Genomic DNA, 21,956 nt, shown 5'->3' with positions numbered 1-21,956 from the left:
GGAACCGAAAGGCCGACAGGAGCTGACATGGTCCAGCTGACGCTTCCCAAGAATTCCACCATCAAGGAAGGCAAGGTCTGGGACCGGCCCCAGGGCGCATCCAACGTGCGCGAATACCGCGTCTACCGCTGGAGCCCGGACGACGACCGGAACCCGCAGATCGACACCTACCACGTCGATCTCGATGACTGCGGGCCGATGGTGCTGGACGCGCTGTTGTGGATCAAGAACAACATCGACCCGACGCTGACGCTGCGCCGCTCCTGCCGCGAGGGCGTCTGCGGCTCCTGCGCGATGAACATCGACGGGATGAACACGCTGGCCTGCACCAAGGGCATGGACGAGATCAAGGGCACGGTGAAGGTCTATCCGCTGCCGCACCTGCCGGTGGTCAAGGACCTGGTGCCGGACCTCACGACGTTCTACGCGCAGCTGCGCTCGATCGAGCCGTGGCTGAAGACGTCGACGCCGCAGCCCGAGAAGGAATGGCGCCAGAGCCACGAGGACCGCGAGAAGCTCGACGGCCTCTACGAATGCATCCTATGCGCCTGCTGCTCGACCTCGTGCCCGTCCTACTGGTGGAACGGCGAGCGCTACCTCGGCCCGGCCGTGCTGCTGCAGGCCTACCGCTGGCTCAACGACAGCCGCGACGAGGCGACCGGCGAGCGGCTCGACCATCTCGAGGACCCGTTCCGGCTGTACCGCTGCCACACCATAATGAACTGCGCGCAGACCTGCCCCAAGCACCTCAACCCGGCCAGGGCGATCGCCGAGGTCAAGAAGCTGATGGTCGAACGGCGGATGTAGGAAGGCGCCGTACCCCGGAGGCGCTGTTTCTCCGCGGGCAACCGCTTGCGCCGGCGCCTCGTGGTTCGAGACGGGCCCTGACGAGCCCTCCTCATCATGAGGCTCAAGTTTCGCTGTAGCGCCCCGAAACCAACGAAGCCCTCATGGTGAGGATCGGACGCATGTCCGCGTCTCGAACCACGAGGGCTGGTGCCCGGTGTCGGACGCGAGCGCCGGCCTGGCCTACTCAGCTCGGCAGCGGGTGGCCCGGCATCAGCTCGTAGGGATGCTTCCAGCCCGGCAGGGCCTTGATGCGGTTCAGCCAATGGTGGATGGCCGGATAGCTTTCCTCGAAGTTGACGCCGATCTCGTCGTCGTAGAACAGGTAGCCGCACAGCGACAGGTCGGCGATCGTCGCGCGGTTGCCGACCACCCAGTCGCGATCGGCGAGATGGGCGGCGAGCACCGAGAAGGCGCCGCGCATGCGGGCGCCGAAGAACTCGAGCACGGTGGGATTGGGATCCTTGGACAGGGCCCGCAGGAAACGGTAGGTCGCCGTGTAGCTGGTCAGCTTGTGGTTGTCGAACAGGAACCAGCGCAGGATCTCGCGCCGCTCGGCGTCGTTCTTCCAGCCGTGCCTGCCGGTCTTCTCGGCGAGATAGTCGAGGATGACGCCGGACTGGCTGAGCGTCGTCTCGCCGTGCACCAGCACCGGCACCTCGCCCATCACGTTGATGCGGCGGTACTCCGGCGTGCGCGTCTCGCCGTTGAAGAAGTCGACGAAGCGCGACCCCCAGTCGCAGCCGGTCGTCTCCAGCATCAGCGCGGTCTTGTAGGCGTTGCCCGACTGGGCGAAGCAGTAGAGGTGATATTCGGCCATCGGGACCTCCGCTAGCTGGTCGACTGGACGTTCGTTGCACTGTCTGCAGCAGCCCAGGAGACGAACGCCCGACCCCGGACCACACGGAAATCACGGGAAGCCGGCGTCCGACGTCCGGTCACGGCCTGCCGCCACGCGCAGCGACCTGCGCGCGCAGGACACCCGGTCAGCGGCTCATGGAGACGGTGCCGCCGAGATCGAGCCGCCCGTTGTACTGGGTGGCGCCGGTCTTGGCGAGACGGGCGACGGCATTGCCGTCATTGTCCTTCAGCACGACCAGGTCGCCCTCGATGTTCCAGGCGCCGACGCTCTTCAGCTCCGGCGAGCCGCAGCCGCGCGTCGAGGCGCGGTAGCCGCCCGTCCAGCCGGTCAGCGTCACGAAGAGCTGGCAGGAATCGGCGGGGCTCGAGAGGGCCCACTGGCCGAGGACGCCTTCCTGGGTGGGCTTGTCTTGGGCCGGCGGCACGGCAGCGACCTGCTGCTCCTCGGGCAACGGCGCCTGGGCCTCGACCGGCGGCGGAGCGTTCGGATCGGGCGTCGTGGGCTGCGGCGTCGTCGGCAGCGGCTGGCTGACCACCGGACCGGTCGGCGCCGGCGGCAGCGGGCGCACCCGCGAGGAGTTGCTGCTGCAGGCCGCGACCAGCGGCAGTGTGATGAGCAGGACCCCGATGGCGGGGCTTATTCTTGATGTCATGAGCAAAATCCGCCGCGTGTGTTTCGCGTGTGCTTCGGGGTCGCGACCCTACAGGGCACCGTGAACGGCCACAAGTCTGACAGAACAAACGGGGCACCGCTGTGGCAACCCCGCCTGCGCCCAAAACCTACGCCCCGAAAACCTGCGCCCCGCAAACCCGGTTCCGGTCATGGTGAGCGCCGCGGGTAAACATCCCCATAACGCCGCGCCATGGCCGCGCAGCCGCTCGCTCTACCGCCACATGCTGATCGGCTGGCCGTCGGCGACGATGTAGCCGTCGAGGCGGTTCGGCGCGGTCGGCCGCAGGCTCGCCTGCGGCTTCCCGGAGAAGTCGAGCAGAACGACCTCGTAGCCGCGCTGCTGCCACTTGCCGACCTGGAAGAGATCGGTGGTGAAGCAGCCGCTGGTCCACGCCCGGTAGGACCCGAAGCTCTCGTCGCTCTTCAGGTCGATCGAGCAGGACCGGTAGTTGTCGCCGTCGGTGAGCTGCCACTTGCCGAACAGGCCGGCCGGGGCCCCCGGCACCGGACCCGGTATCATTCCCGGCTGCGGCACCGAGGCGGCGACGCCGAGGGCGGCAAGGGTCTGCAGGGCCGCGTTCGGATCGACGGAGACGCTGGCCGAGGTCGAGCGCGTCTTGGTCACCGAGCTGTTGCCGCTCGGACTCGTCCATGTCGACGACTTCGTCTTGGAATAGAGCGTTCCGCTCGGCTTCGACGTCGTCGGCATGACCGTCGGGGCCATGACGGGCGCCACCATCGGGCCGGTCGCGTAGTTCGGATCGCTCTGGCAGGACGCCAGCATGAGCCCCGCCGGCAAGATCAGAGCAAGCGACAGAAACGTCTTCATCGGAAATCCCCCATGGCCAACGCGCAATGGAAGAGTCCTACATGCCCGGACCGGCAAGCTCAACCGCGGGTCGGACCCGACCGTGAACGCCGCCTTAACGCGTCCCCCCGGAGCCGCCGGTGGGCAGGAAGGGAGGCCGTGTTGCCCGGCAGTCGCGATTTGCCTAGTCCGGCGGCGCGTCGGGGGTTTCGTCATCCGCCCCCAGTCCGCCCGGCAGCGATTCCAGTTCCTGCTGCGCATCGGGAATGGTCGGCGGCGGACCGGCGGTCGGGCCGGTGTTGCTGCACGCGGCCAGAACGAGAAGGCTGGTGCCGAGCAGCACCGCCCTGGAAACAACATGGTCAGTCATATGCACGTCCCCGTAGCTGAACTTCAATTCGCACCCGAACCGGACTCTCCGGCCGATCCGGCAACGCCACGACCCTACCGCATCGTCGGGATCGAGAACTCCGCTCCGTCCTTGATGCCGGACGGCCAGCGCGAGGTGACCGTCTTGGTCTTGGTGTAGAAGCGCACCGAATCCGGGCCGTGCTGGTTGAGATCGCCGAAGCCCGACCGCTTCCAGCCGCCGAAGGTGTGGTAGGCGAGCGGCACCGGGATCGGCACGTTGATGCCGACCATGCCGACATTGACCTTGGAGGCGAAGTCGCGCGCCGCATCGCCGTCGCGGGTGAAGATGGCGACGCCGTTGCCGTACTCGTGCGACGAGGGAAGCGACAGCGCCTCGTCGTAGTCCCTGGCGCGGACAACCGACAGCACCGGCCCGAAGATCTCCTCCTTGTAGATCGTCATGTCGGGGGTCACCTCGTCGAACAGGCAGCCGCCCATGAAGAAGCCGTTCTCGTAGCCCTGCATGGCGAAGTCGCGGCCGTCGACGGCCAGTTTGGCGCCCTCCTTCACCCCGAGCTCGACATAGCTGCGGACCCGCTCCAGCGCCTGCTTCGTCACCAGCGGGCCGTAGTCGGAGCCGGCATCGCTGGACAGGCCGATCTTCAGGTTCTCGACGCGCGGGATCAGCTTGCCCATCAGCGTCTCGGCGGCTTCCCTGCCGACCGGGACGGCGACCGAGATCGCCATGCAGCGCTCGCCGGCCGAGCCGTAGCCGGCGCCGATCAGCGCGTCGACCGCCTGGTCCATGTCGGCGTCGGGCATCACGATCATGTGGTTCTTGGCGCCGCCGAAGCACTGGACCCGTTTGCCGTGCGCGGTGCCGGTGGAATAGATGTACTCGGCGATCGAGCTCGACCCGACGAAGCCGATCGCCATGATCCGCGGATCGGTCAGGATCGCATCGACGGCCTCCTTGTCGCCGTTGACGACGTTGAGGATGCCGTCAGGCAGCCCCGCCTCGCGGAACAGTTCGGCGATGCGCATGGGGACGGAGGGATCGCGCTCCGACGGCTTCAGGATGAAGGCATTGCCGCAGGCGATCGCCGGAGCGCACTTCCACAGCGGGATCATCGCCGGGAAATTGAACGGCGTGATGCCGGCGACGACGCCGAGCGGCTGGCGCATCGAGTACATGTCGATCCCGGGCCCGGCGCTCTCGGTGAACTCGCCCTTCAGAAGATGCGGAATGCCGCAGGCGAACTCGACCACCTCGAGGCCGCGCTGGATGTCGCCCTTGGCATCGGGAACGGTCTTGCCGTGCTCCGACGACAGCAGTGCGGCGAGGCTGTCCATCTCGGCCTGGGCGAGCTGCAGGAACCTGAACAGGACACGGGCCCGCTTCTGCGGGTTCTCGGCGGCCCAGGCCGCCTGGGCTTCCGCGGCGTTGGCGATCGCCGCTTCGACCTCCGACTTCGATGCAAGCGCGACCTCCGCCTGAACCTCGCCCGTGTTCGGGTCGAAAACATCGCCGAAGCGGCCGCTCGATCCCTCGACCACCTTGCCGCCTACGAAATGGCCGATCCTGCGCGTCATCCCTGACTCCCGTGAAGCGTTTGCCCGATGGCGCAACGGCGTCCGCCGAAAGGCCGCGACCGCCAGCGCCGTGCTTTGCTCGGAGCTTGGTATCGCCGCGACCGCTCCGCGGCAAGCCATCCGTTCGCATCTTTTGCCGGCCGGTGTGGCATTCCCCTGATGCCGCCGAGTCAGCGGCCGCTTTATTGTGCAGCGCACCATCCGCCCTTGAAAAACCGTATTGCACTGCACCATCTACCGGCAGTCGGATAGTCCAACTTCAGGAGACTCACATGTCGCAGTCGGGTTTGAAGGGGGGCGTCATCCGGAGGGTCGGTGGCTCGGAGCGGCAGGTTTTCCGCGATCACCTCCTGAGATTGTCACCGAAGGGCCGGCGCAGCCGGTTCGGCGGCGGCGTGTCGGACCTGTTCATCGAGCAGCACGCGGCGCGCGTCTTTGCCGGTGCGGCCGTCGTCTACGGTCTTTTCGATGAGGGCCCCATTCGCGCCGCCGCCGAGATGCATCCTGTCGGCGGGGCCTTCGAGGCGACCGCCGAGGTCGCCTTCAGCGTGGAGGACGACTGGCAGGACGCCGGCGTCGGGACCGCCCTGTTGGGCCGCGTCATGCGGGCGGCGCGAAATCGCGGCAAGAGCAGGCTCATCATGACCTGCCTGCCGGAAAACGTGCGGATGCAGCGTGTCGCCTCGAAGCACGGCGCCAAACTGCAGTGGCAGGAGGGCGACGTGTTCGGCACGATCAATCCGCCGATCCCGACGCCGATCTCGCTGTGGCGAGAGGCGATGGACGAAGGTCAGGGCGTCCTGAACGTGCTGTTCGACAGACCAAGGATCGAGGCGGCCGAGTAGGTTCCGCGTCCGGCCGCCCGGGACGACGAAGCGGCGGGCCGGCGGTCCGCCGCTTCCGTTTCAGGTCGGCACGTCTTCGCGGTCGCGCAGGGTCTCGGCCACGACGATGCCCGCCAGCACCCAGAAGCCGCCGACCAGCAGGCCGGCGCCGATATCGCTTGGAAAATGGACGGAGAGATAGACCCGGCTGAAGGCCAGCAGAAGGATCAGCACCGCCGTCCAGTAGATGACGTCCAGCCGGCGGCGATGTGACGCAAGATCGCGGGAGACCACGTAGGCGATGATGCCGTAGACGGCCATCGCGCCGGTCGCGTGGCCCGAGGGAAAGGACGGCGAGGCCGCCGAGACGTCGAGGATGAAGTCGGGCCGGGTGCGGTTGATCAGGAACTTGCCGGACCAGGTCGTCACCTGCGAGCCGAGCACACATACCCACAGGGCGGGAATGCCCCAGAGCGGACCGCGCGCCCACAGGAACGCGGTCGAAACGATCGCCACAGCCGTGAGCGTCTCCATCGAGGCGAATACGGTCAGCTTGGTGAACGCCTGCACGAGGATCGGGTTACGCAGCGGGACCACGGCGGCGACGATGAAATCGTCGATCGCGTCGATTTCCTCCGATTCCATCACTTCCTCGACGAGGCCGACGAACAGGAACGCCACGTAGGCCGCCGCCAGCAGGAGGAGCGTCAACGGAAGCCCCCTGAAGCGGCCCGGATCGAAGCGGTTCTCGACGAACGGCCAGCCGCGCGGGAACCGGGATTCCAGCGCGCCGCGCCACCTCCTGCTCGTCGGCGCCTCGTAATAGCCGCGCACATGCGAACCGACCCGGCCGATCACCCCGCTCTTTTCGTACAGGCCGCGGATTATCCCCCACAGCAGCACGAAAAAGGCCAGGGCGGCGGCGACGAACACGAGCGCACCGCTATTCGAAAGGGGCATCAGGTCGGACATCGGACTTCTTGCGGGGGCTGGTCGTGGGCGGGGATCCGGGCGGACTTGAATGCCAGTCGATATCAGAAAATCCCGGACGGCGGACGTCGTTTTCCGGCCGAAGCGCCGGCGACCCCACGATATCGCCTCTCCAGCAGTGGGCAATCGGCAACCGGGGGCGAACGGGCCGGACGTTCAGCGACCCGTCCAGACGGGATCGCGGCCCTCGACGAAAGCCTTCGCGCCCTCCTTGACGTCGTCGCTGGCGAGCAGCCTCTCGTAGGTCGGGAACTGCCGTGCCGCCATCGCCGGATAGCAGTCCTCGATCCGCATGGTCTCGGTCATGCGGACGATCTCCTTGGTGGCGGCCACCGCCAGCGGCGCCCCCCTGGCGATCTCGGCCGCCATGGCGCGGGCCTCCTCCATCAGCCGCGCCGCCGGCACGACCCGGTTGACGAGACCGATCGCCCTGGCCTCGTCCGGGAGGAGCTCGCGGCCGGTCAGCAGCAGCTCCATCGCCAGCGCCCGCGGAATCAGCTTCGGCAGCCGGAACGAGGCGGTGTCGGCGACGAGGCCGAGGCGGGTCTCCGACAGCCACATCCGGGCATGCTCGGCGCAGACGATCAGGTCGCCGGCCATGGCGATCTCGAAGCCGCCGCCGACGGCGAGGCCGTTGATCGCGGTGATGACCGGCTTGTTGAGGTCCGGCAGGCCGGGGAAGCCGCCGAACCCGCCGACGCCGTAGTCGGCATCGGCGCTTTCCCCCTCCGCGGCGGACTTGAGGTCCCAGCCGGCCGAGAAGAACCGCTCGCCGGCCCCGCTGAAGATCGCCACCAGAAGCTCCGGGTCGTCGCGGAAGGAGGCGAAGACCCCGCCCATCGCGCGGCTCGTCGCCGCGTCGATGGCATTGGCCTTGGGCCGGTCGATGACGACCTCGAGGACGGGGCCGTCGCGGGTGACTTTGAGGGCGTCGGTCATGGTGGGTTCCCTGGTTCGCGATCGCCGCGGTTCATATCCCGCGGTCTCGCCTCACTCCGGTGTCATCGCCGGGCGTGTCGCGGCGATCCCCGAGAGCAGGCATCGGTGGATATGGATGCCCGGAACAAGTCCGGGCATGACTGTCTGCAACAAGGTGCGCTGTTTCCCCGAACCAACAACCCCTCCGTCGTCATCCCGGACAGCCGCAAGGCTGATCCGGGATCGCCCCGATCCGCAGCGCTACGGCGCCTGGCGATCCCGGCTCTCCGGCTGCGCCTCCGGCCGGGATGACGTGGGAGGGGCGCGAGGAGGGGTGACGGTTCCGCCCAGGCCGATCGCCCGGCAACCTCGCCCAATCATGCCATTGCCGGGCTCGTGCCGGCAATCCATGAACGCAGGCGTCGGTGGGTATGGACGCCCGGAAGGCATCCGGGCTTGACGGTCTGCAACAAGGTTCGCTGTTTTCCCGAACCAACAACCGCTCCGACGTCATCCCGGACAGCCGCAAGGCTGATCCGGGATCGCCGCGACTCGCAGCGCTGCGGATCCTGGCGATCCCGGCTCTCCGGCTGCGCCTCCGGCCGGGATGACGTGGGAGGGAGCGCGAGGCGGGGTGACGGTTCCCGCCCTGGCCGATCGCCCGGCAACCTCGCCCAATCGTGCCATTGCCGGGCTCGTGCCGGCAATCCATGAACGCAGGCGTCGGCGGGTATGGATGCCCGGAACAAGTCCGGGCATGACTGTCTGCAACAAGGTGCGCTGTTTCCCCGAACCAACGACGCCTCCGTCGTCATCCCGGACAGCCGCAAGGCTGATCCGGGATCGCCCCGATCCGCAGCGCTACGGCGCCTGGCGATCCCGGCTCTCCGGCTGCGCCTCCGGCCGGGATGACGTGGGAGGGGCGCGAGGAGGGGTGACGGTTCCGCCCTGTCGGGCCGGGAGGACGGGCTGGGGGCCTGCCGCGCATCGGTCTACCGTCCCGCGTCGCGCAGCAGGGTGCGGGCGATGATGTGGCGCTGGATCTCGCTGGTGCCGTCCCAGATGCGCTCGACGCGGGCGTCGCGCCAGAAGCGTTCGATCGGCAGTTCGTCCATCAGCCCCATGCCGCCGTAGATCTGCAGCGTCTGGTCGGTGACCCGGGCGAGCATCTCGGTCGAATAGAGCTTGGCGGAGGCGATCTCCCGGTTAGCGTCGCCGCCCTGGTCGACCTTCCAGGCGGCGGCCAGCGTCAGCCAGTCGGCGGCGTCGATCTCGGTCACCATGTCGGCGAGCTTGAATCCGGTGCCCTGGAAGTCGCCGATGCGTTGGCCGAACTGGGTGCGGCTGGCGGCCCAGTCGACGGCCAGGTCGAGCACCCGCCGCGCCCGGCCGACGCAGAAGGCGGCAACCGTGAGGCGGGTGGCGAACAGCCATTCGTTCATCACCTCCATGCCGGCGCCGACCTCGCCGAGCACCTGCGCGGAGGAGACCCGGCAGTCGTCGAAGGACAGGATGCAGTTGTGGTAGCCGCGATGGGACACCGACGTGTAGCCCTTCCTGATCTCGAAGCCCGGCGTGCCCCGGTCGACCAGGAAGCAGGTCAGTTCCTTGCGCTTGCCCCGCGCCGTCTCGGTCTCGCCGGTGGCGACGAAGACGATAGCGAAGTCGGCGACGTCGGCATGGGAGATGAAGTGCTTGGTGCCGCTGATCACCCAGTCGTCGCCGTCGCGCCGGGCGAACGTCTTCATGCCGCGCACGTCGGAGCCGGCGTCGGGCTCGGTGATCGCCAGGCAGTCGATCCTGTCGCCACGCACGGCGGGCAGCAGGTAGCGCTCGCGCTGCTCGTCGTTGCAGGCGCACAGGATGTTGGAGGGCCTGCCCCAGAACACGCTCAGCGCCATCGAGACGCGGCCGAGTTCGCGCTCCAGCAGCGTGAAGGTCAGCGTGTCGAGGCCGCCGCCGCCGAATTCCTCCGGCACGTTCGGCGCGTAGAAGCCGAGCGCCCTGACCTTGTCCTGGATCATGCGGCCCATTTCGGGCGGCACCTCGCCGCGCCGCTCGACCTCGTCCTCGAGCGGATAGAGCTCGGTCTCGACGAAGCCGCGGACGGTCTCGACGATCATCTCCTGTTCGGGGGACAGCGCGAAGTTCATGGGAGCCGGCTTGAATGTGGTTCGATGAAGATGTCGGCGCCTGGACCCCGGCCCGCCCTCGTGGTTCGAGACGCCTTGCTTGCGCAAGGCTCCTCCTCATGACGGCTTTTCTCCTGCCGCACGGGACAAGCAAGAACGAGCCTCACGGTGAGGAGGGCGGCGACGCCGCCCGTCTCGAACCACGAGGCGCCGGCTGAGGCCGGGCAATCCCGGGCGTCGAGGATCATGGCCGCCTCGGTGCGCCGACGTGGCGGCCGGCGCCGGCCGGACGGGGCAGGTTCTTCTGCGCCTCGACGATGACGCCGAGCTTGTCCAGCACCGCCTCGTCGGCGGGCACGGCGTGGCTCTCGTTGGTGTTCACGTGGATCAGCATCTGCTCGGCGGTCGCCACCAGCACGTCGTCGTCGGCCCGGTACAGGCTGTGGAAGATGTGCAGCCGCTTGGGATCGACGGCGAGCACCTGGGTCGTCACGTAGAGGCTCTCGTTCAGCGAGGCTTCCGCGATGTTCATGATGTGGCTCTCGACCGTGAAGTAGCTCTTGCCCGCCTGATGATACTCGGTGTCGATGCCGACATGGCGGAAAAGCGCGTCGGAGGCGTTGCCGAAGACGTAGAGGTAGCGGCTCTCGGTCATGTGGCCGTTATAGTCGATCCAGTCGACCTCGACCCGGCACTCGTGCAGGCGAAGCGGCTTTGCGGGATCGACGATCCGCGCGAGCGTCGCCGCCTGGGCGCGGTCCCACTGCAGTTCCTCGTAGCGCTTGGTGGTCCTGCCGGCGGCGTATCCTTGAGCGCGCAACGCGCTCAGCACCGAGACGAGGCAGTCGTCGCGGAGCTGCTCGAGCTCGCGGATCGACTTGCCGCCGGCCTGGTCGTCGGACTGGGCGGCGATCTGGTCGACGAAGGCGTCCGTCAGCTCCGGCACGTCCGTCAGCTTGGTCCAGGGCCACTGCAGGGCCGGGCCGAACTGGGCCATGAAATGGCGCATGCCGGCCTCGCCACCGGCGATCCGGTAGATCAGGAAGGTGCCCATGAAGGCCCAGCGCAGGCCCGGCCCGTAGCGCACCGCGTCGTCGATTTCCTCGGTCGTCGCGATGCCGTCCCTGACCAGCCACAGCGCCTCGCGCCACAGCGCCTCCATCAGCCGGTCGGCGACGAAGCCGTCGATCTCCTTCCTGAGCATCAGGGGATGCATGCCGATCGAGCGGTAGAAGTCCGCGGCCCTCTCCTTCGTCTCCTGCGACGTGCGGGCGCCGCCGCAGACCTCGACCAGCGGCATCAGGTAGACGGGATTGAAGGGATGGCCGACGACGAGCCGCTCCGGCCCCGCCATGTCCGCCTGGATGTCGGTCGGCAGCAGGCCGGAGGTCGATGAGCCGAAGATCGTGTCCGGACGGGCCACCCGGCTTGCCTCGGCCAGCACCGTCCGCTTCAGCTCGATGCGCTCCGGCAGGCTCTCCTGGACGAAATCGGCGTCCCTGACGGCGTCGGCGACCGAGGCGACGAGGCTGAGCCGCCCCTCCGGCGCGTGGGCGTCGGGGAAGAGCCTGCGGTAGGACCGGCGGGCATTGGCCATCACCTCGTCCATCTTGCGGCCGATCTCGGGATCGGGGTCGTACAGGGCGACGTCGAGGCCGTTCAGCAGGCAGCGCGCCGCCCACCCGGCGCCGATCACCCCGCCGCCGATCAGACCGACCTTGCGGATGTCCGTCATCGTGTTCCGTTCCATACCGGCGCCCTATCCCTCACCCGGCGCTGCGCGCCGACCTCTCCCCATGGGAGAGGTGCGCCTGCGGCGCCTGTTGAAGAAACCAGAGCCGTGGGCCAGGATCCAACCTCTCCCCGGCCGGGAGAGGTCGGCGCGCAGCGCCGGGTGAGGGGGTCTCGTCGTCGGACTTGGGCACACCCTCACCACCGCTTCTTCAGGCCGAGCTTCGCACGCACCTCTTCGGGGCCGAGCACGCGGGCGTTCATCGCCTCGAGGATCGTCACGGCGCGCTCGACCAGCATGGCGTTCGACGCCAGCACGCCGCGCGACAGGTAGATGTTGTCCTCCAGTCCGACCCGCACGTTGCCGCCGGCGAGCGCCGCCATCGCCACGTAGGGAAGCTGCATGCGGCCGATCGAGAAGGCGGAGAACACCGAACCGGGCGGCACCTGGCCGGCCAGCGTCAGCAGGGTGGCCGGATCGTCGGGCGCGCCGTAGGGGATGCCCATGCAGAGCTGGATCATCGCCGGGTCGTCGATCAGGCCCTCGGCGATCAGGTCCCTGACCATCACCATGTGGCCGAAGTCGAAGACCTCCAGCTCCGGCTTGACGCCCGCCGCCTGGATCCGCTTCGCCATGGCGCGCAGCATGTCCGGCGTGTTGGTCATCACGTAGTCGCCGCCGGCGGCGAAATTCATCGAGCCGCAGTCGAGCGTGCAGATCTCCGGCAGCAGCTCCTCGACATGGACGAGCCGCTCGGCCGCACCGGCCATGTCGGTGCCGGCATCGTCGAGCGGCAGCGGCTTGTCGGTGCCGCCGAGCACGAGGTCGCCGCCCATGCCGGCAGTCAGGTTGAGCACCACGTCGACGCCCGACGAGCGCACCCGGTCGACGACCTCCGCATAGAGCTTCGGATCGCGCGAGCCCTTGCCCGTCCCGGGATCGCGCACATGGATATGGGCGATCGCCGCGCCGGCCTTCACGGCGTCGATGGCGGAGGCCGCGATCTGCTCGGGCGTCACCGGCACGTGCTCGCTCTTGCCGGCGGTATCGCCGGCGCCGGTCACCGCGCAGGTGATGAAGACCTCGGTATTCATGGCTCCTCCCGCCGAACCGCGCCTCGGACGCTGCCGAGCGCAAAGGGACGATACGACGTGTCCCGCCGAAAACTGACGCAAAACTCGACAACAAGCGCGCATTTTACGACAAAGAGGCATGACTCAGATCTTCACTCCGGGCAGGCCGGTCCGCGACGTCACGATCCTGCTGCTGCCGGGCTTCTCCAACCTCTGTCTGGCGACCGCCATCGAGCCGCTGCGGGCCGCCAATGAGCTCGTCGGCGAGCGCCTGTACCGCTGGCGCCTGGTATCGCCCGACGGCGCCAGCGTCGCGACGTCGAGCGAGCTTGCCATCAACGTGTCCGGCGCGCTCGCGGCGCACCGGCCCGAGGACGCCCTGTTCGTGATATCCGCCGCGCACTACGCCAGTCTGGCGACGCGGCCGCTGCTGTCGGAACTGCGCCGGTGGGCACGCTCGGCCAGGTGCATCGGCGGCTTCGACACCGGGAGCCACCTGCTGGCCGCCGCCGGCCTGCTGGAGGGCTATTCGGCGACGATCCACTGGGAGGAACTCGGCACCTTCGCGGAGGGCTTCCCGGGGATCGACGTGCGGCGCGACCGCTACGTGATCGACCGCAACCGGGTGACGGCGGGCGGAGCAACGACCGTGCTCGACCTGATGCTCGACGTCATCGGCCGGCAGGACGGGATGGCGCTGGCGCTGGCGGTCGCCGGCCGCTTCATCTACGACCCGCAACTCCCGCAGGACGGCCGCGAGACCGAGCCGCAGCACACCGTCCCGTTGCGCCTGATCGCCCGCAAGGATCCCGCCCTCGGCACCGCTATCGCGCTGATGGACAGCCATCTCGAGGACAGCCTGCCGGTCGCGCGGATCGCCGAACTCAGCGGCATCGGACTGCGCGACATGGAACGCCGGTTCCGCCGTCACCTGGGTATCTCGCCCGGCGCCCATTACCGGTCGCTGCGGCTTGCCGTCGCACGGCGGCTGCTCGAGGAGACCGAGCTCGGCGTGGGCGAAATCGCCGCGAGATCGGGCTTCAGCTCGGCCTCGGCGCTGTCGCGGGCGCTGCGCCAGGCGGGCTGGGCCAATGCGCGGAATCACCGGCGCCGCCGCTGGTGACCAATTTATAATCTTGAGTATTATAATCGTGCTTATTAAATAGCGGGAATGACGGAAACACCTCCACCATCGCTCGGATTGCTGATCGCCGACGTGTTCCGCCTGATGCGCCGCCGCTTCGACGAGAAGTCGAAGGATACGGGCCTGACCCGCGCGCAGTGGCAGTTGCTGGCGCGGCTCTCCAAGAGCGAAGGCATCAACCAGGCCGGACTCGCCGATCTCCTCGACATGGAGCCGATGTCGGTGTGCCGGCTGGTCGACCGGATGGAGGAAAGTGGCTGGGTCACCCGTAAACCGGACCCTGCCGACCGCCGGGCGCGCCGACTGTTCCTGACCCAGAAGGCGCGCCCGGCGCTGGAAGACATGAAGCCCGTCGTCATGGAGCTCTTCGACGAGGCGATGGAGGGGCTGGACCCGTCAGAGCGCGAACAGCTCCTGGCCGCGCTGACCGTGGTCCGGGCGAACCTTGCCCGCAGCAACGCGCAGACAGCCGAGTACGCCTGATGAGTGCCGCGAACGAAAACCACCTCGAAGCCGCCGAAGAAGAGACCGCAGGCGAGTCCGGGGCGCAGTCGGGGCACCGGGTCGTGCCGCTGAACGGGGGAACAGAGACCGCGCCCGAGGCACCCCGGCGGCGGAGATGGCGGCGCTACGTCCTGATGTTCTCCCTGCCCGTCCTGATCGCGGCGGCCGGCGGCTACTTCTGGATCACCGGCGGCCGCTTCATGGCGACCGACAACGCCTACGTCCAGCAGCGCATGGTGGTCCTCAGCACGGACGTGTCGGGACGTATCGTCGAGGTCGACGCAGAGGAAAACGCGCCGGTCAACGCCGGCGACGTGATCTTCAAGCTCGATCCGGCCCCCTACCGGATCGCCCTGCAGCAGGCCGAAGCCGCGCTGGCCAACGCCAGGCTGCAGGTCGACCAGATGCGCGCCGCCTACCAGGGCGCCCTGGCCGACCTGGAATCGGCGCGCGAGACCGTGGACTTCCACCAGACCGCCTTCGACCGGCAACAGGCGCTGGCCAGGAACGGCTATGCCACCCAGGCCCGGCTGGACGAGGTCGAGCATGAATTGAAGGACGCACGCCAGGACGTCGCTTCGGCCGAGCAGGACGTCGCCAGCAAGCTCGCCATGCTCGGCGGCGACGTCTCGATCAAAACCGAGGATCATCCGCAGGTGCTGCGGGCGACGGCGGAACGCGACAAGGCGGCGCTGGACCTGGAACACACCGTCGTCCGGGCCCCCGCCGACGGCATCGTCACGCAGACCGACCGCCTCACCGTCGGCCAGTTCGTGAGCGCGGCAACGACGGTGGCGACGCTGGTGGAGACCGACAACGTCTGGATCGAGGCGAACTTCAAGGAGACCGACCTGACGCACATGTCGGTGGGCCAGAGCGCGACGGTCTCCATCGACGCCTATCCCGACGAGGAGTTCACCGGCACGGTCTCGAGCATCGGCGCGGGCACCGGCTCGGAGTTCGCCCTGCTGCCGGCCCAGAACGCCACCGGCAACTGGGTCAAGGTCGTGCAGCGGGTGCCGGTGAGGATCACGGTCGGCCCGGGCGCTCCGGCGAACATCCGCACCGGCATGAGCGCCGAGGTGTCGGTCGACACCCGCCACCAGCGGCCGCTGCCGGCCCTGGTGGAGGACATCCTCGACCTGACCGGGACCTCGGCGTTCGCAGCAGTCCGCGAGTGACGGCGGCACGCCGCACCTTCGAACGATGAGTACCGCAGCAACCGTTTCCGCGGACAGCGTCCCCAATCGGGGCATGATCACGATCGCCGTCATGCTGGCGACGATCATGCAGGTGCTCGACACCACCATCGCCAACGTCGCGCTGCCCAACATGCAGGGCAACCTCAGCGCCACCCAGGACTCGATCTCCTGGGTGCTGACCTCCTACATCGTCGCCGCCGCCGTGATGACGCCGGCGACCGGCTGGCTGTCGGGGCGGCTCGGGCGCCGCAACCTGTTCCTGCTGACCACCGGCGGCTTCACCGTCGCCTCGGTGCTGTGCGGTCTCGCCACGAGCCTTCCCGAGATGGTGCTGTTCCGGATCCTGCAGGGGATCTTCGGCGCGGCCCTCGTGCCGCTGTCGCAGGCGGTGCTGCTGGACATCAACCCGCGCGAGCGGCACGGCCAGGCGATGGCGATGTGGGGGGCCGGGATCATGGTCGCGCCGATCATCGGCCCGACGCTCGGCGGCTGGCTGACCGACGCCTTCGGCTGGCGCTGGGTGTTCTACATCAACCTGCCGGTCGGCATCCTGGCGTTCCTGGGCCTGATGGTGTTCCTGCCGCGCGAGAGGCCCTCCAGCCGCCGGTTCGACATGTTCGGGTTCCTGGCGTTGGGCATCTCGATCGCCGCGCTGCAGATGATGCTGGACCGCGGCGAGCAGCTCGACTGGTTCTCCTCCCGGGAGATCTGGATCGAGGCGGCGATCTGCGTCTCGGCGCTGTGGGTGTTCGTCGTCCACATCGTCAGCGCCCGCGAGCCGTTCCTCGAGCCGGCGATGTTCAAGGACCTGAACTTCGCGATCGGCCTGGTGTTCATCTTCGCCATCGGCATCGTGCTGCTCGCCACCATGGCGCTGCTGCCGCCGATGCTGCAGAAGATCATGGGCTATCCGACCGTGACCAGCGGCCTGCTGATGGCGCCGCGCGGCGTCGGCACGATGATCTCGATGCTCGTCGTCGGCCGGCTGGTGCAGAAGGTCGACGCGCGGATCCTGATCTTCACGGGGCTCGCCCTGACCGCGTATTCGCTGCACCAGATGACGGCGTTCTCGATCGGCATGGACCGCTGGCCGGTGGTGTGGAGCGGGGTCGTGCAGGGACTGGGGCTGGGGCTCGTCTTCGTGCCGCTGTCGACGCTTGCCTTCGCCACCCTGCAGCCGCGCCTGCGCACCGAGGCGACGGCGCTGTTCAGCCTGATGCGCAACATCGGTTCGTCGATCGGCATCTCGATCGTCGTGTCGCTGCTGGCCCGTAACACGCAGATCGTGCGGTCCGGACTGGTGGAGCAGGTGACGCCCGGCCGCGACGCGGTCGAGGCGATCATGCCGCAGCTGTTCGCGCCGGGCCACGAGCAGATCCTCGGCATGATCAGCGCGGAGATCACCCGGCAGGCGGCGATGGTCGCCTATGTCGACGACTACTACCTGATGATGTTCGTGGTGATCGCCACCGCGCCGCTGCTGCTGCTGATGCGCAAGCGGCAGGAGTCCGGCCCGGCGCCGGCCGAAGCGGCGGCAATGGAGTAGCGCCCGGCGACCGGACGTCCGGGCCTCACGGCTCCGGGCCGGTCGTGGGATAGCGCGGCAGATCGTCGGCGATGTGCAGCCACGGCACCTCGTCCTCGACCCACACGTGGCTCGTCGGCGGCACCAGGTCCGGCCGGTCCAGGGTGCCGACATTGACGTCGACCACCTTCGGATCCTTCTGCGCGCGATACTCGAACTGCGCCCCGCAATGCGGGCAGAAGCGCCGCTCGCCCCAGGCGCTGGAATGGTAGATGCTCGGCTGCCCGACGACGTAGCTGAAGGCCTGGACGGGTACCGTCGCCCAGGCCAGCATGACGGCGCCCGTGGTCAGGCGGCACAGCCCGCAGTGGCAGTAGCCGGTGTCGATGGGCGCGACCGAGATCTCGTAGCGGATCTGGCCGCAGGCGCAGCCGCCGGTCAGCGGCAGGTCGATATACTTGGCGTTCATCAGACTTCAGTCGGTTGGCGATCAGGCGTTGTCCGCCACCGCGCGCTGGCTATCGGCCATATGGCGCGCCTGAACGCGGTTCATGATTACCGTTCCCCCCACCACGATCAGCGTGACGACAACGATGATGATCGTCGCAAGTGCGTTGATGTCCGGCGTGATGCCGAGCTTGACCTTCGAGAAGATCACCATCGGCAGGGTGCTGGCACCGGGGCCGGATGTAAAGGTTGCAATGACCAGGTCATCCAACGACAGGGTGAAGGCGAGCAGCCAGCCGGACACCATCGCCGGGACCAGCAGCGGCACGGTGATGTCCATCAGCACCCGCAACGGCCGCGAGCCGAGGTCCATCGCCGCCTCCTCCAGCGACTCGTCGATCTGGGTCAGCCGCGACTGGATGATGACCGCGACATAGGCCATGCAGAAGGTGATGTGCGCGATCATGATGGTCAGCATGCCGCGTCCCGCCGGCCAGCCGATGGCGTCCTCCAGCGCCACGAACAGCAGCAGCAGCGACAGTCCGGTGATCACCTCCGGCATCACCAGCGGCGCGGTGACCATGCCGGAGAACAGCACGCGGCCGCGGAAGCGCCCGAACCGGGCCAGCGCGATGCCGGCCATGGTGCCGAAGACGGTGGCGACCGTCGCCGAGCCCGCCGCGATCTTGATGCTGAGGACCGCCGCGTCGATGACCAGGGTGTTGTGCCAGAGCTCGCCGTACCACCTGGTCGAGAAGCCGCCCCACACCGTCGCCAGCCGCGAGGCGTTGAACGAGTAGAACATCATCACCAGGATCGGGCCGTAGAGGAACACGAACCCGAAGATCAGCCAGGCCGTCACGAAGGGCGAGCGGCGCTGGGTCACTTCCCGGCCTCCGACTGCTTCATCTGGTAGTGCTGGAAGAACAGGATCGGGATGACCAGCAGCATGAGCAGGACGATCGCCACGGCGGAGGCGACCGGCCAGTCGCGGTTGGTGTAGAACTCGTCGAACAGCACCCGCCCGATCATCGGGTTCGAGGGGCTGCCGAGCAGCGCCGGGATCACGTACTCGCCGGTCGCGGGAATGAACACCAGCAGCGAGCCGGCGACGATGCCCGGCAGCGACAGCGGCAGCGTCACGTCGCGGAACACCCGGAACGGCCGCGAGCCGAGGTCCATCGCCGCCTCGACCAGGCTCATGTCCATCTTCTCGAGGTTGACGTAGATCGGCAGGATCATGAAGGGGACGTAGGAGTAGACGATCCCCACATAGACCGCGAACTCGGTGTTCATCATGGTGATCGGCTGGTCGAGGATGCCGAGGCCGACCAGCACGTTGTTGATGACGCCCTGCTTGTTGAGGAGCCCCATCCAGGCGTAGATCCTGAGCAGGAACGACGTCCAGAACGGCAGGATCACCAGGAGCAGCAGCAGGTTGCGCGTCGCCGGCGAGGACCGGGCGATGCCGTAGGCCATCGGGTAGCCGATGATCAGGCACAGGACGGTGGAGATCGCCGCGATCTTCAGCGAGTTCAGGTAGCCGACGATGTAGAGCGCGTCCTCGATCAGGTACCGGTAGTTGAGGAAGTGCAGCTCGATCATCAGCGAGCCGTCGCTGCCCCATTCCCACAGCGGCGTGTAGGGCGGCCGGGCGATCAGCGACAGCGCGAAGCTGATCTTCAGGATGATCAGGAACGGTACGAGGAAGAACAGCAGCAGCCAGAGATAGGGAATGCCGACGATCAGGCTGCGCCAGCCTTCGGTGACCCAGCGGCCGATGCGGGCGGCAAGGTCTCCGCCCGCCGACCTGTCGCCGGCTGCTGTTCCCGGTACGCCGTCGGCTGGCGATTCGACCGTCATGGCCCGGCCCCTACTCGGTCAGCACCAGGGCGGAGTCCGGCGACCACGACAGCCAGACGGTGTCGTCCCAGTCGACCTGCCGCTCGTTGTCGCGGGCCCGGCGGATGTTCTGGTGGCTGACCAGGACGATGCGTCCGGAGGGCAGCTTGACCCGGTACAGCGACCGGTCGCCGAAATAGCCGAGATCGAGCACCTGGCCGCGCAGCGCGTTGCTGCCCCGCTCGGCGGGGGCGTCGCGGCCGATCACCACCTTCTCCGGCCGCACCGCGACCGAAACCGGGCGGCCGAGCTGCAGCGAGCCGGTATGCGAAATCGTCATCGGCGTGTCGATCCCTTCCACCGTGACGGTGACGTGGCCGTTGTCGATGCCGGTGACGATCCCGTCGAACAGGTTGATCGACCCGATGAAGTCGGCGGTGAACCGGTTGTCGGGATACTCGTAGATGTCGGTCGGCGCCCCCACCTGCATGATCTGGCCGCGATCCATCACCGCGATGCGGGTCGACAGGGTCATGGCCTCTTCCTGATCGTGGGTCACCACGATGAAGGTGACGCCGACCTTGTACTGGATGTTCATCAGCTCGAACTGGGTCTGCTCCCTGAGCTTCTTGTCGAGCGCGCCGAGCGGCTCGTCGAGCAGCAGCAGTTTCGGCTTCTTGGCGAGGGATCGTGCCAGCGCCACCCGCTGGCGCTGGCCGCCGGACAGCTGATGCGGCTTGCGCCTGGCGAAATCCCCGAGCTGGACCAGCTCCAGCATCTCGCGGATGCGGTCCTTCACCTCGGCCTTGCTCATCTTCTCGTGCTTCAGCCCGTAGCCGATGTTCTGCTCGACGCTCATGTGCGGGAACAGCGCGTAGGACTGGAACATCATGTTGACCGGCCGGTCGTAGGGCGGAACGTTGGTGACGTCCTGGCCGTCGATCAGAACCCGCCCGCCCGACGGCGTCTCGAAACCCGCCAGCATCCGCAGCAGCGTGGTCTTGCCGCAGCCCGATCCGCCGAGCAGGCAGAACAGTTCGCCGCGGTAGATCTTCAGCGAGACGTCGTTGACGGCGATGAAGTCGCCGAACTTCTTGGTGACCGAATCGACCTGCACCGATGGCCGCGCCTTCGGGTCGAGCCAAGGCTTCTCGACGTAATCTGGCAGTCGGGGTTGCATCGCCGTCATCGCCAGCCCCCCTCCGGCAAACGATGTCCCCCGGTCCGCCGGTCGGGAAGACCGACGGGCCAGGGGACTGCCGTCATTATAGAAACGCGCACCTGACGGCGCACAAGCATTTTTGTCGGCCGTCCGTTACTGCCCGGTCTTCATCTTGCTCCAGGCGCGGACGCGGGCGCGATCGGCGGCGCGGTCCAGGACCTTGTTGGTCCACAGCCGCGACTGGATCTCCTCGTCGGGATAGATCGCCGGGTCCTCGAGGATCGAGGGATCGACGAACTCCACCGCGTCCTTGTTGGCGTTGGCGTAGTAGGTGTAGTTGGTCGCGTCGGCGATCACCTTCGGCTGCAGCATGTAGTTGATGAACTTGTAGGCGTTCTCCTTGTGCGGCGCGTCGGCGGGAATGGCCCACGTGTCGAACCAGGCCGGAGACCCGGTTTCCGGCACGAAGTAGGCCAGGTCGATCTCGACGCCGGCCTCCTCGGCGCGCCAGCTCGCGGTGGCGTAGTCGCCCGACCAGTTGTTGACGACGCAGACCTCCTTGTTCGGCAGGGCGTTGAGGTAGTTCGCCGAATCGAACGTCTTGACGTACTGGCGGACCGGCGCGAAGGCCTCGACCACGGCCTCGTAGTCGGCCGGATCCTCGGAATTGGGATCCTTGCCGAGATAGCTGAGGATCATGGGAATGACGTCGCGCGGACTTTCCAGGACGGAAATGCCGCAGTCGGCGACCTTGGAGGCGAATTCCGGCTTCATGATGATGTCCATGGTCCCGAGCGGGGCGTCCTCGCCGAGGCGCTCCCGGACCATGTCCATGTTGTAGGTGATGCCGGTGGTGCCCCACATGTAGGGAACCGCGTATTCGTTGCCCGGGTCCCAGCCCTCGAGCACGGTGAGGACCTTGGGATCGAGGTGCTCCCAGCCGGGCAGCTTCGACTTGTCGAGCTTCTCGAAGATGCCGGCTGCCACGAATTCGGGGATCTTCGAGCCGGAGTGGAGCACCACGTCGTAGCCCGAGTGGCCGGCCAGCAGCTTTGCCTCCTCGGTCTCGGAGGCGTCATAGGTGTCGTAGACGACCTTGATGCCGGTCTCCTTCTCGAAATCGGCGATGGTGTTCTCGCCGATGTAGTCGACCCAGTTGTAGACGTGGACGACGTTGTCCTGCGCCGCCGCCGGCAGCGCCGCCAGCGGCAGCATCGCCGCGCCCAGCGCGATCCCGCGCAATGTGTTGATGCTGTTGGTCATCGTTCCTCACTCCTGGTTATCGATGCGAATAGGCGGTCGGCCTGTTGTCGTTTGCGCCGTGGCCGT

At 67.7% G+C, this 21,956-nt stretch carries 21 protein-coding genes; 6 read left to right on the top strand and 15 right to left on the bottom strand.

Annotated features, from left to right (window positions below):
• Nucleotides 1-27: 27 nt before the first annotated feature.
• Entirely contained in the window at nt 28-807 is a 780-nt protein-coding gene (locus V3328_RS01725) for a succinate dehydrogenase iron-sulfur subunit (RefSeq protein ID WP_340327914.1), read from the top strand.
• Nucleotides 808-1,033: 226 nt separating this feature from the next.
• Here V3328_RS01725 and V3328_RS01720 read toward each other — a convergent pair whose 3' ends face one another.
• The 5 genes from V3328_RS01720 to V3328_RS01700 all read right to left on the bottom strand — a co-directional run bounded on the left by V3328_RS01720 (nt 1,034) and on the right by V3328_RS01700 (nt 5,132).
• Nucleotides 1,034-1,666, bottom strand: a complete 633-nt coding sequence (locus V3328_RS01720; protein WP_340327913.1) for a glutathione S-transferase family protein — start codon at nt 1,664-1,666, stop codon at nt 1,034-1,036.
• Between the two features lie 166 nt (nt 1,667-1,832).
• A complete protein-coding gene (locus V3328_RS01715) occupies nt 1,833-2,360 on the bottom strand; it encodes an AprI/Inh family metalloprotease inhibitor (RefSeq protein WP_340327912.1) in 528 nt (175 codons plus the stop codon).
• Between the two features lie 231 nt (nt 2,361-2,591).
• Nucleotides 2,592-3,209 (bottom strand): AprI/Inh family metalloprotease inhibitor, encoded by a 618-nt coding sequence (locus V3328_RS01710; RefSeq protein WP_340327911.1) that lies wholly within the window; start codon nt 3,207-3,209, stop codon nt 2,592-2,594.
• 163 nt (nt 3,210-3,372) lie between these two features.
• Complete coding sequence (locus V3328_RS01705) at nt 3,373-3,558, bottom strand: hypothetical protein (protein WP_340327910.1); 186 nt, start codon at nt 3,556-3,558, stop codon at nt 3,373-3,375.
• 74 nt (nt 3,559-3,632) lie between these two features.
• Nucleotides 3,633-5,132: a CoA-acylating methylmalonate-semialdehyde dehydrogenase gene (locus V3328_RS01700; RefSeq protein WP_340327909.1), complete on the bottom strand. Its 1,500-nt coding sequence runs from the start codon at nt 5,130-5,132 to the stop codon at nt 3,633-3,635.
• A gap of 272 nt (nt 5,133-5,404) precedes the next feature.
• Between V3328_RS01700 and V3328_RS01695 the strand changes: the two genes are divergently transcribed.
• Complete coding sequence (locus tag V3328_RS01695; protein WP_340327908.1) at nt 5,405-5,977, top strand: GNAT family N-acetyltransferase; 573 nt, start codon at nt 5,405-5,407, stop codon at nt 5,975-5,977.
• 60 nt (nt 5,978-6,037) lie between these two features.
• Here the strand turns inward: V3328_RS01695 and V3328_RS01690 are convergent, their stop codons facing one another.
• The 5 genes from V3328_RS01690 to V3328_RS01670 form a co-directional block, all read right to left on the bottom strand.
• A complete protein-coding gene (locus V3328_RS01690) occupies nt 6,038-6,916 on the bottom strand; it encodes a phosphatase PAP2 family protein (protein WP_340327907.1) in 879 nt (292 codons plus the stop codon).
• 186 nt (nt 6,917-7,102) lie between these two features.
• On the bottom strand, nt 7,103-7,885 hold the full coding sequence (locus V3328_RS01685; protein WP_340327906.1) for an enoyl-CoA hydratase-related protein: 783 nt from the start codon (nt 7,883-7,885) through the stop codon (nt 7,103-7,105).
• A gap of 971 nt (nt 7,886-8,856) precedes the next feature.
• Nucleotides 8,857-10,017 (bottom strand): acyl-CoA dehydrogenase family protein, encoded by a 1,161-nt coding sequence (locus tag V3328_RS01680; RefSeq protein WP_340327905.1) that lies wholly within the window; start codon nt 10,015-10,017, stop codon nt 8,857-8,859.
• A 223-nt stretch (nt 10,018-10,240) separates the two neighbouring features.
• Nucleotides 10,241-11,731: a carnitine 3-dehydrogenase gene (locus V3328_RS01675; protein ID WP_340328255.1), complete on the bottom strand. Its 1,491-nt coding sequence runs from the start codon at nt 11,729-11,731 to the stop codon at nt 10,241-10,243.
• 194 nt (nt 11,732-11,925) lie between these two features.
• On the bottom strand, nt 11,926-12,822 hold the full coding sequence (locus V3328_RS01670) for a beta-keto acid cleavage family enzyme (protein WP_340327904.1): 897 nt from the start codon (nt 12,820-12,822) through the stop codon (nt 11,926-11,928).
• A gap of 118 nt (nt 12,823-12,940) precedes the next feature.
• Here V3328_RS01670 and V3328_RS01665 point away from each other — a divergent pair, with 118 nt between their 5' ends.
• The 4 genes from V3328_RS01665 to V3328_RS01650 are packed head-to-tail and all read left to right on the top strand — an operon-like array spanning nt 12,941 to nt 17,197.
• The gene (locus tag V3328_RS01665; protein ID WP_340327903.1) at nt 12,941-13,924 is read left to right on the top strand and encodes a GlxA family transcriptional regulator; all 984 of its coding nucleotides are present in this window, start codon (nt 12,941-12,943) and stop codon (nt 13,922-13,924) included.
• Nucleotides 13,925-13,972: 48 nt separating this feature from the next.
• Complete coding sequence (locus V3328_RS01660) at nt 13,973-14,428, top strand: MarR family winged helix-turn-helix transcriptional regulator (RefSeq protein WP_340327902.1); 456 nt, start codon at nt 13,973-13,975, stop codon at nt 14,426-14,428.
• On the top strand, nt 14,428-15,630 hold the full coding sequence (locus V3328_RS01655) for an HlyD family secretion protein (protein WP_340327901.1): 1,203 nt from the start codon (nt 14,428-14,430) through the stop codon (nt 15,628-15,630). The genes V3328_RS01660 and V3328_RS01655 overlap by 1 nt, the downstream gene beginning before the upstream one ends.
• A gap of 25 nt (nt 15,631-15,655) precedes the next feature.
• Nucleotides 15,656-17,197, top strand: coding sequence for a DHA2 family efflux MFS transporter permease subunit (locus tag V3328_RS01650; protein WP_340327900.1), 1,542 nt, complete (start codon nt 15,656-15,658; stop codon nt 17,195-17,197).
• A 25-nt stretch (nt 17,198-17,222) separates the two neighbouring features.
• On the opposite strand, the gene V3328_RS01645 is transcribed toward V3328_RS01650, so the two are convergent.
• The 5 genes from V3328_RS01645 to V3328_RS01625 all read right to left on the bottom strand — a co-directional run bounded on the left by V3328_RS01645 (nt 17,223) and on the right by V3328_RS01625 (nt 21,890).
• Entirely contained in the window at nt 17,223-17,645 is a 423-nt protein-coding gene (locus V3328_RS01645; protein WP_340327899.1) for a GFA family protein, read from the bottom strand.
• A 21-nt stretch (nt 17,646-17,666) separates the two neighbouring features.
• Nucleotides 17,667-18,509 (bottom strand): ABC transporter permease subunit, encoded by an 843-nt coding sequence (locus V3328_RS01640; protein ID WP_340327898.1) that lies wholly within the window; start codon nt 18,507-18,509, stop codon nt 17,667-17,669.
• Entirely contained in the window at nt 18,506-19,486 is a 981-nt protein-coding gene (locus V3328_RS01635; RefSeq protein WP_340327897.1) for an ABC transporter permease subunit, read from the bottom strand. Before V3328_RS01635 ends, V3328_RS01640 begins: the two co-directional genes overlap by 4 nt.
• A gap of 10 nt (nt 19,487-19,496) precedes the next feature.
• A complete protein-coding gene (locus tag V3328_RS01630) occupies nt 19,497-20,645 on the bottom strand; it encodes an ABC transporter ATP-binding protein (RefSeq protein ID WP_340327896.1) in 1,149 nt (382 codons plus the stop codon).
• A gap of 135 nt (nt 20,646-20,780) precedes the next feature.
• Nucleotides 20,781-21,890 (bottom strand): polyamine ABC transporter substrate-binding protein, encoded by a 1,110-nt coding sequence (locus tag V3328_RS01625; protein WP_340327895.1) that lies wholly within the window; start codon nt 21,888-21,890, stop codon nt 20,781-20,783.
• Between the last annotated feature and the right edge of the window lie 66 nt (nt 21,891-21,956).

Source organism: Microbaculum marinum, assembly GCF_037855135.1.
GTDB lineage: Bacteria > Pseudomonadota > Alphaproteobacteria > Rhizobiales > Tepidamorphaceae > Microbaculum > Microbaculum marinum.
This window is presented reverse-complemented; position numbering and strand designations above follow the sequence as displayed.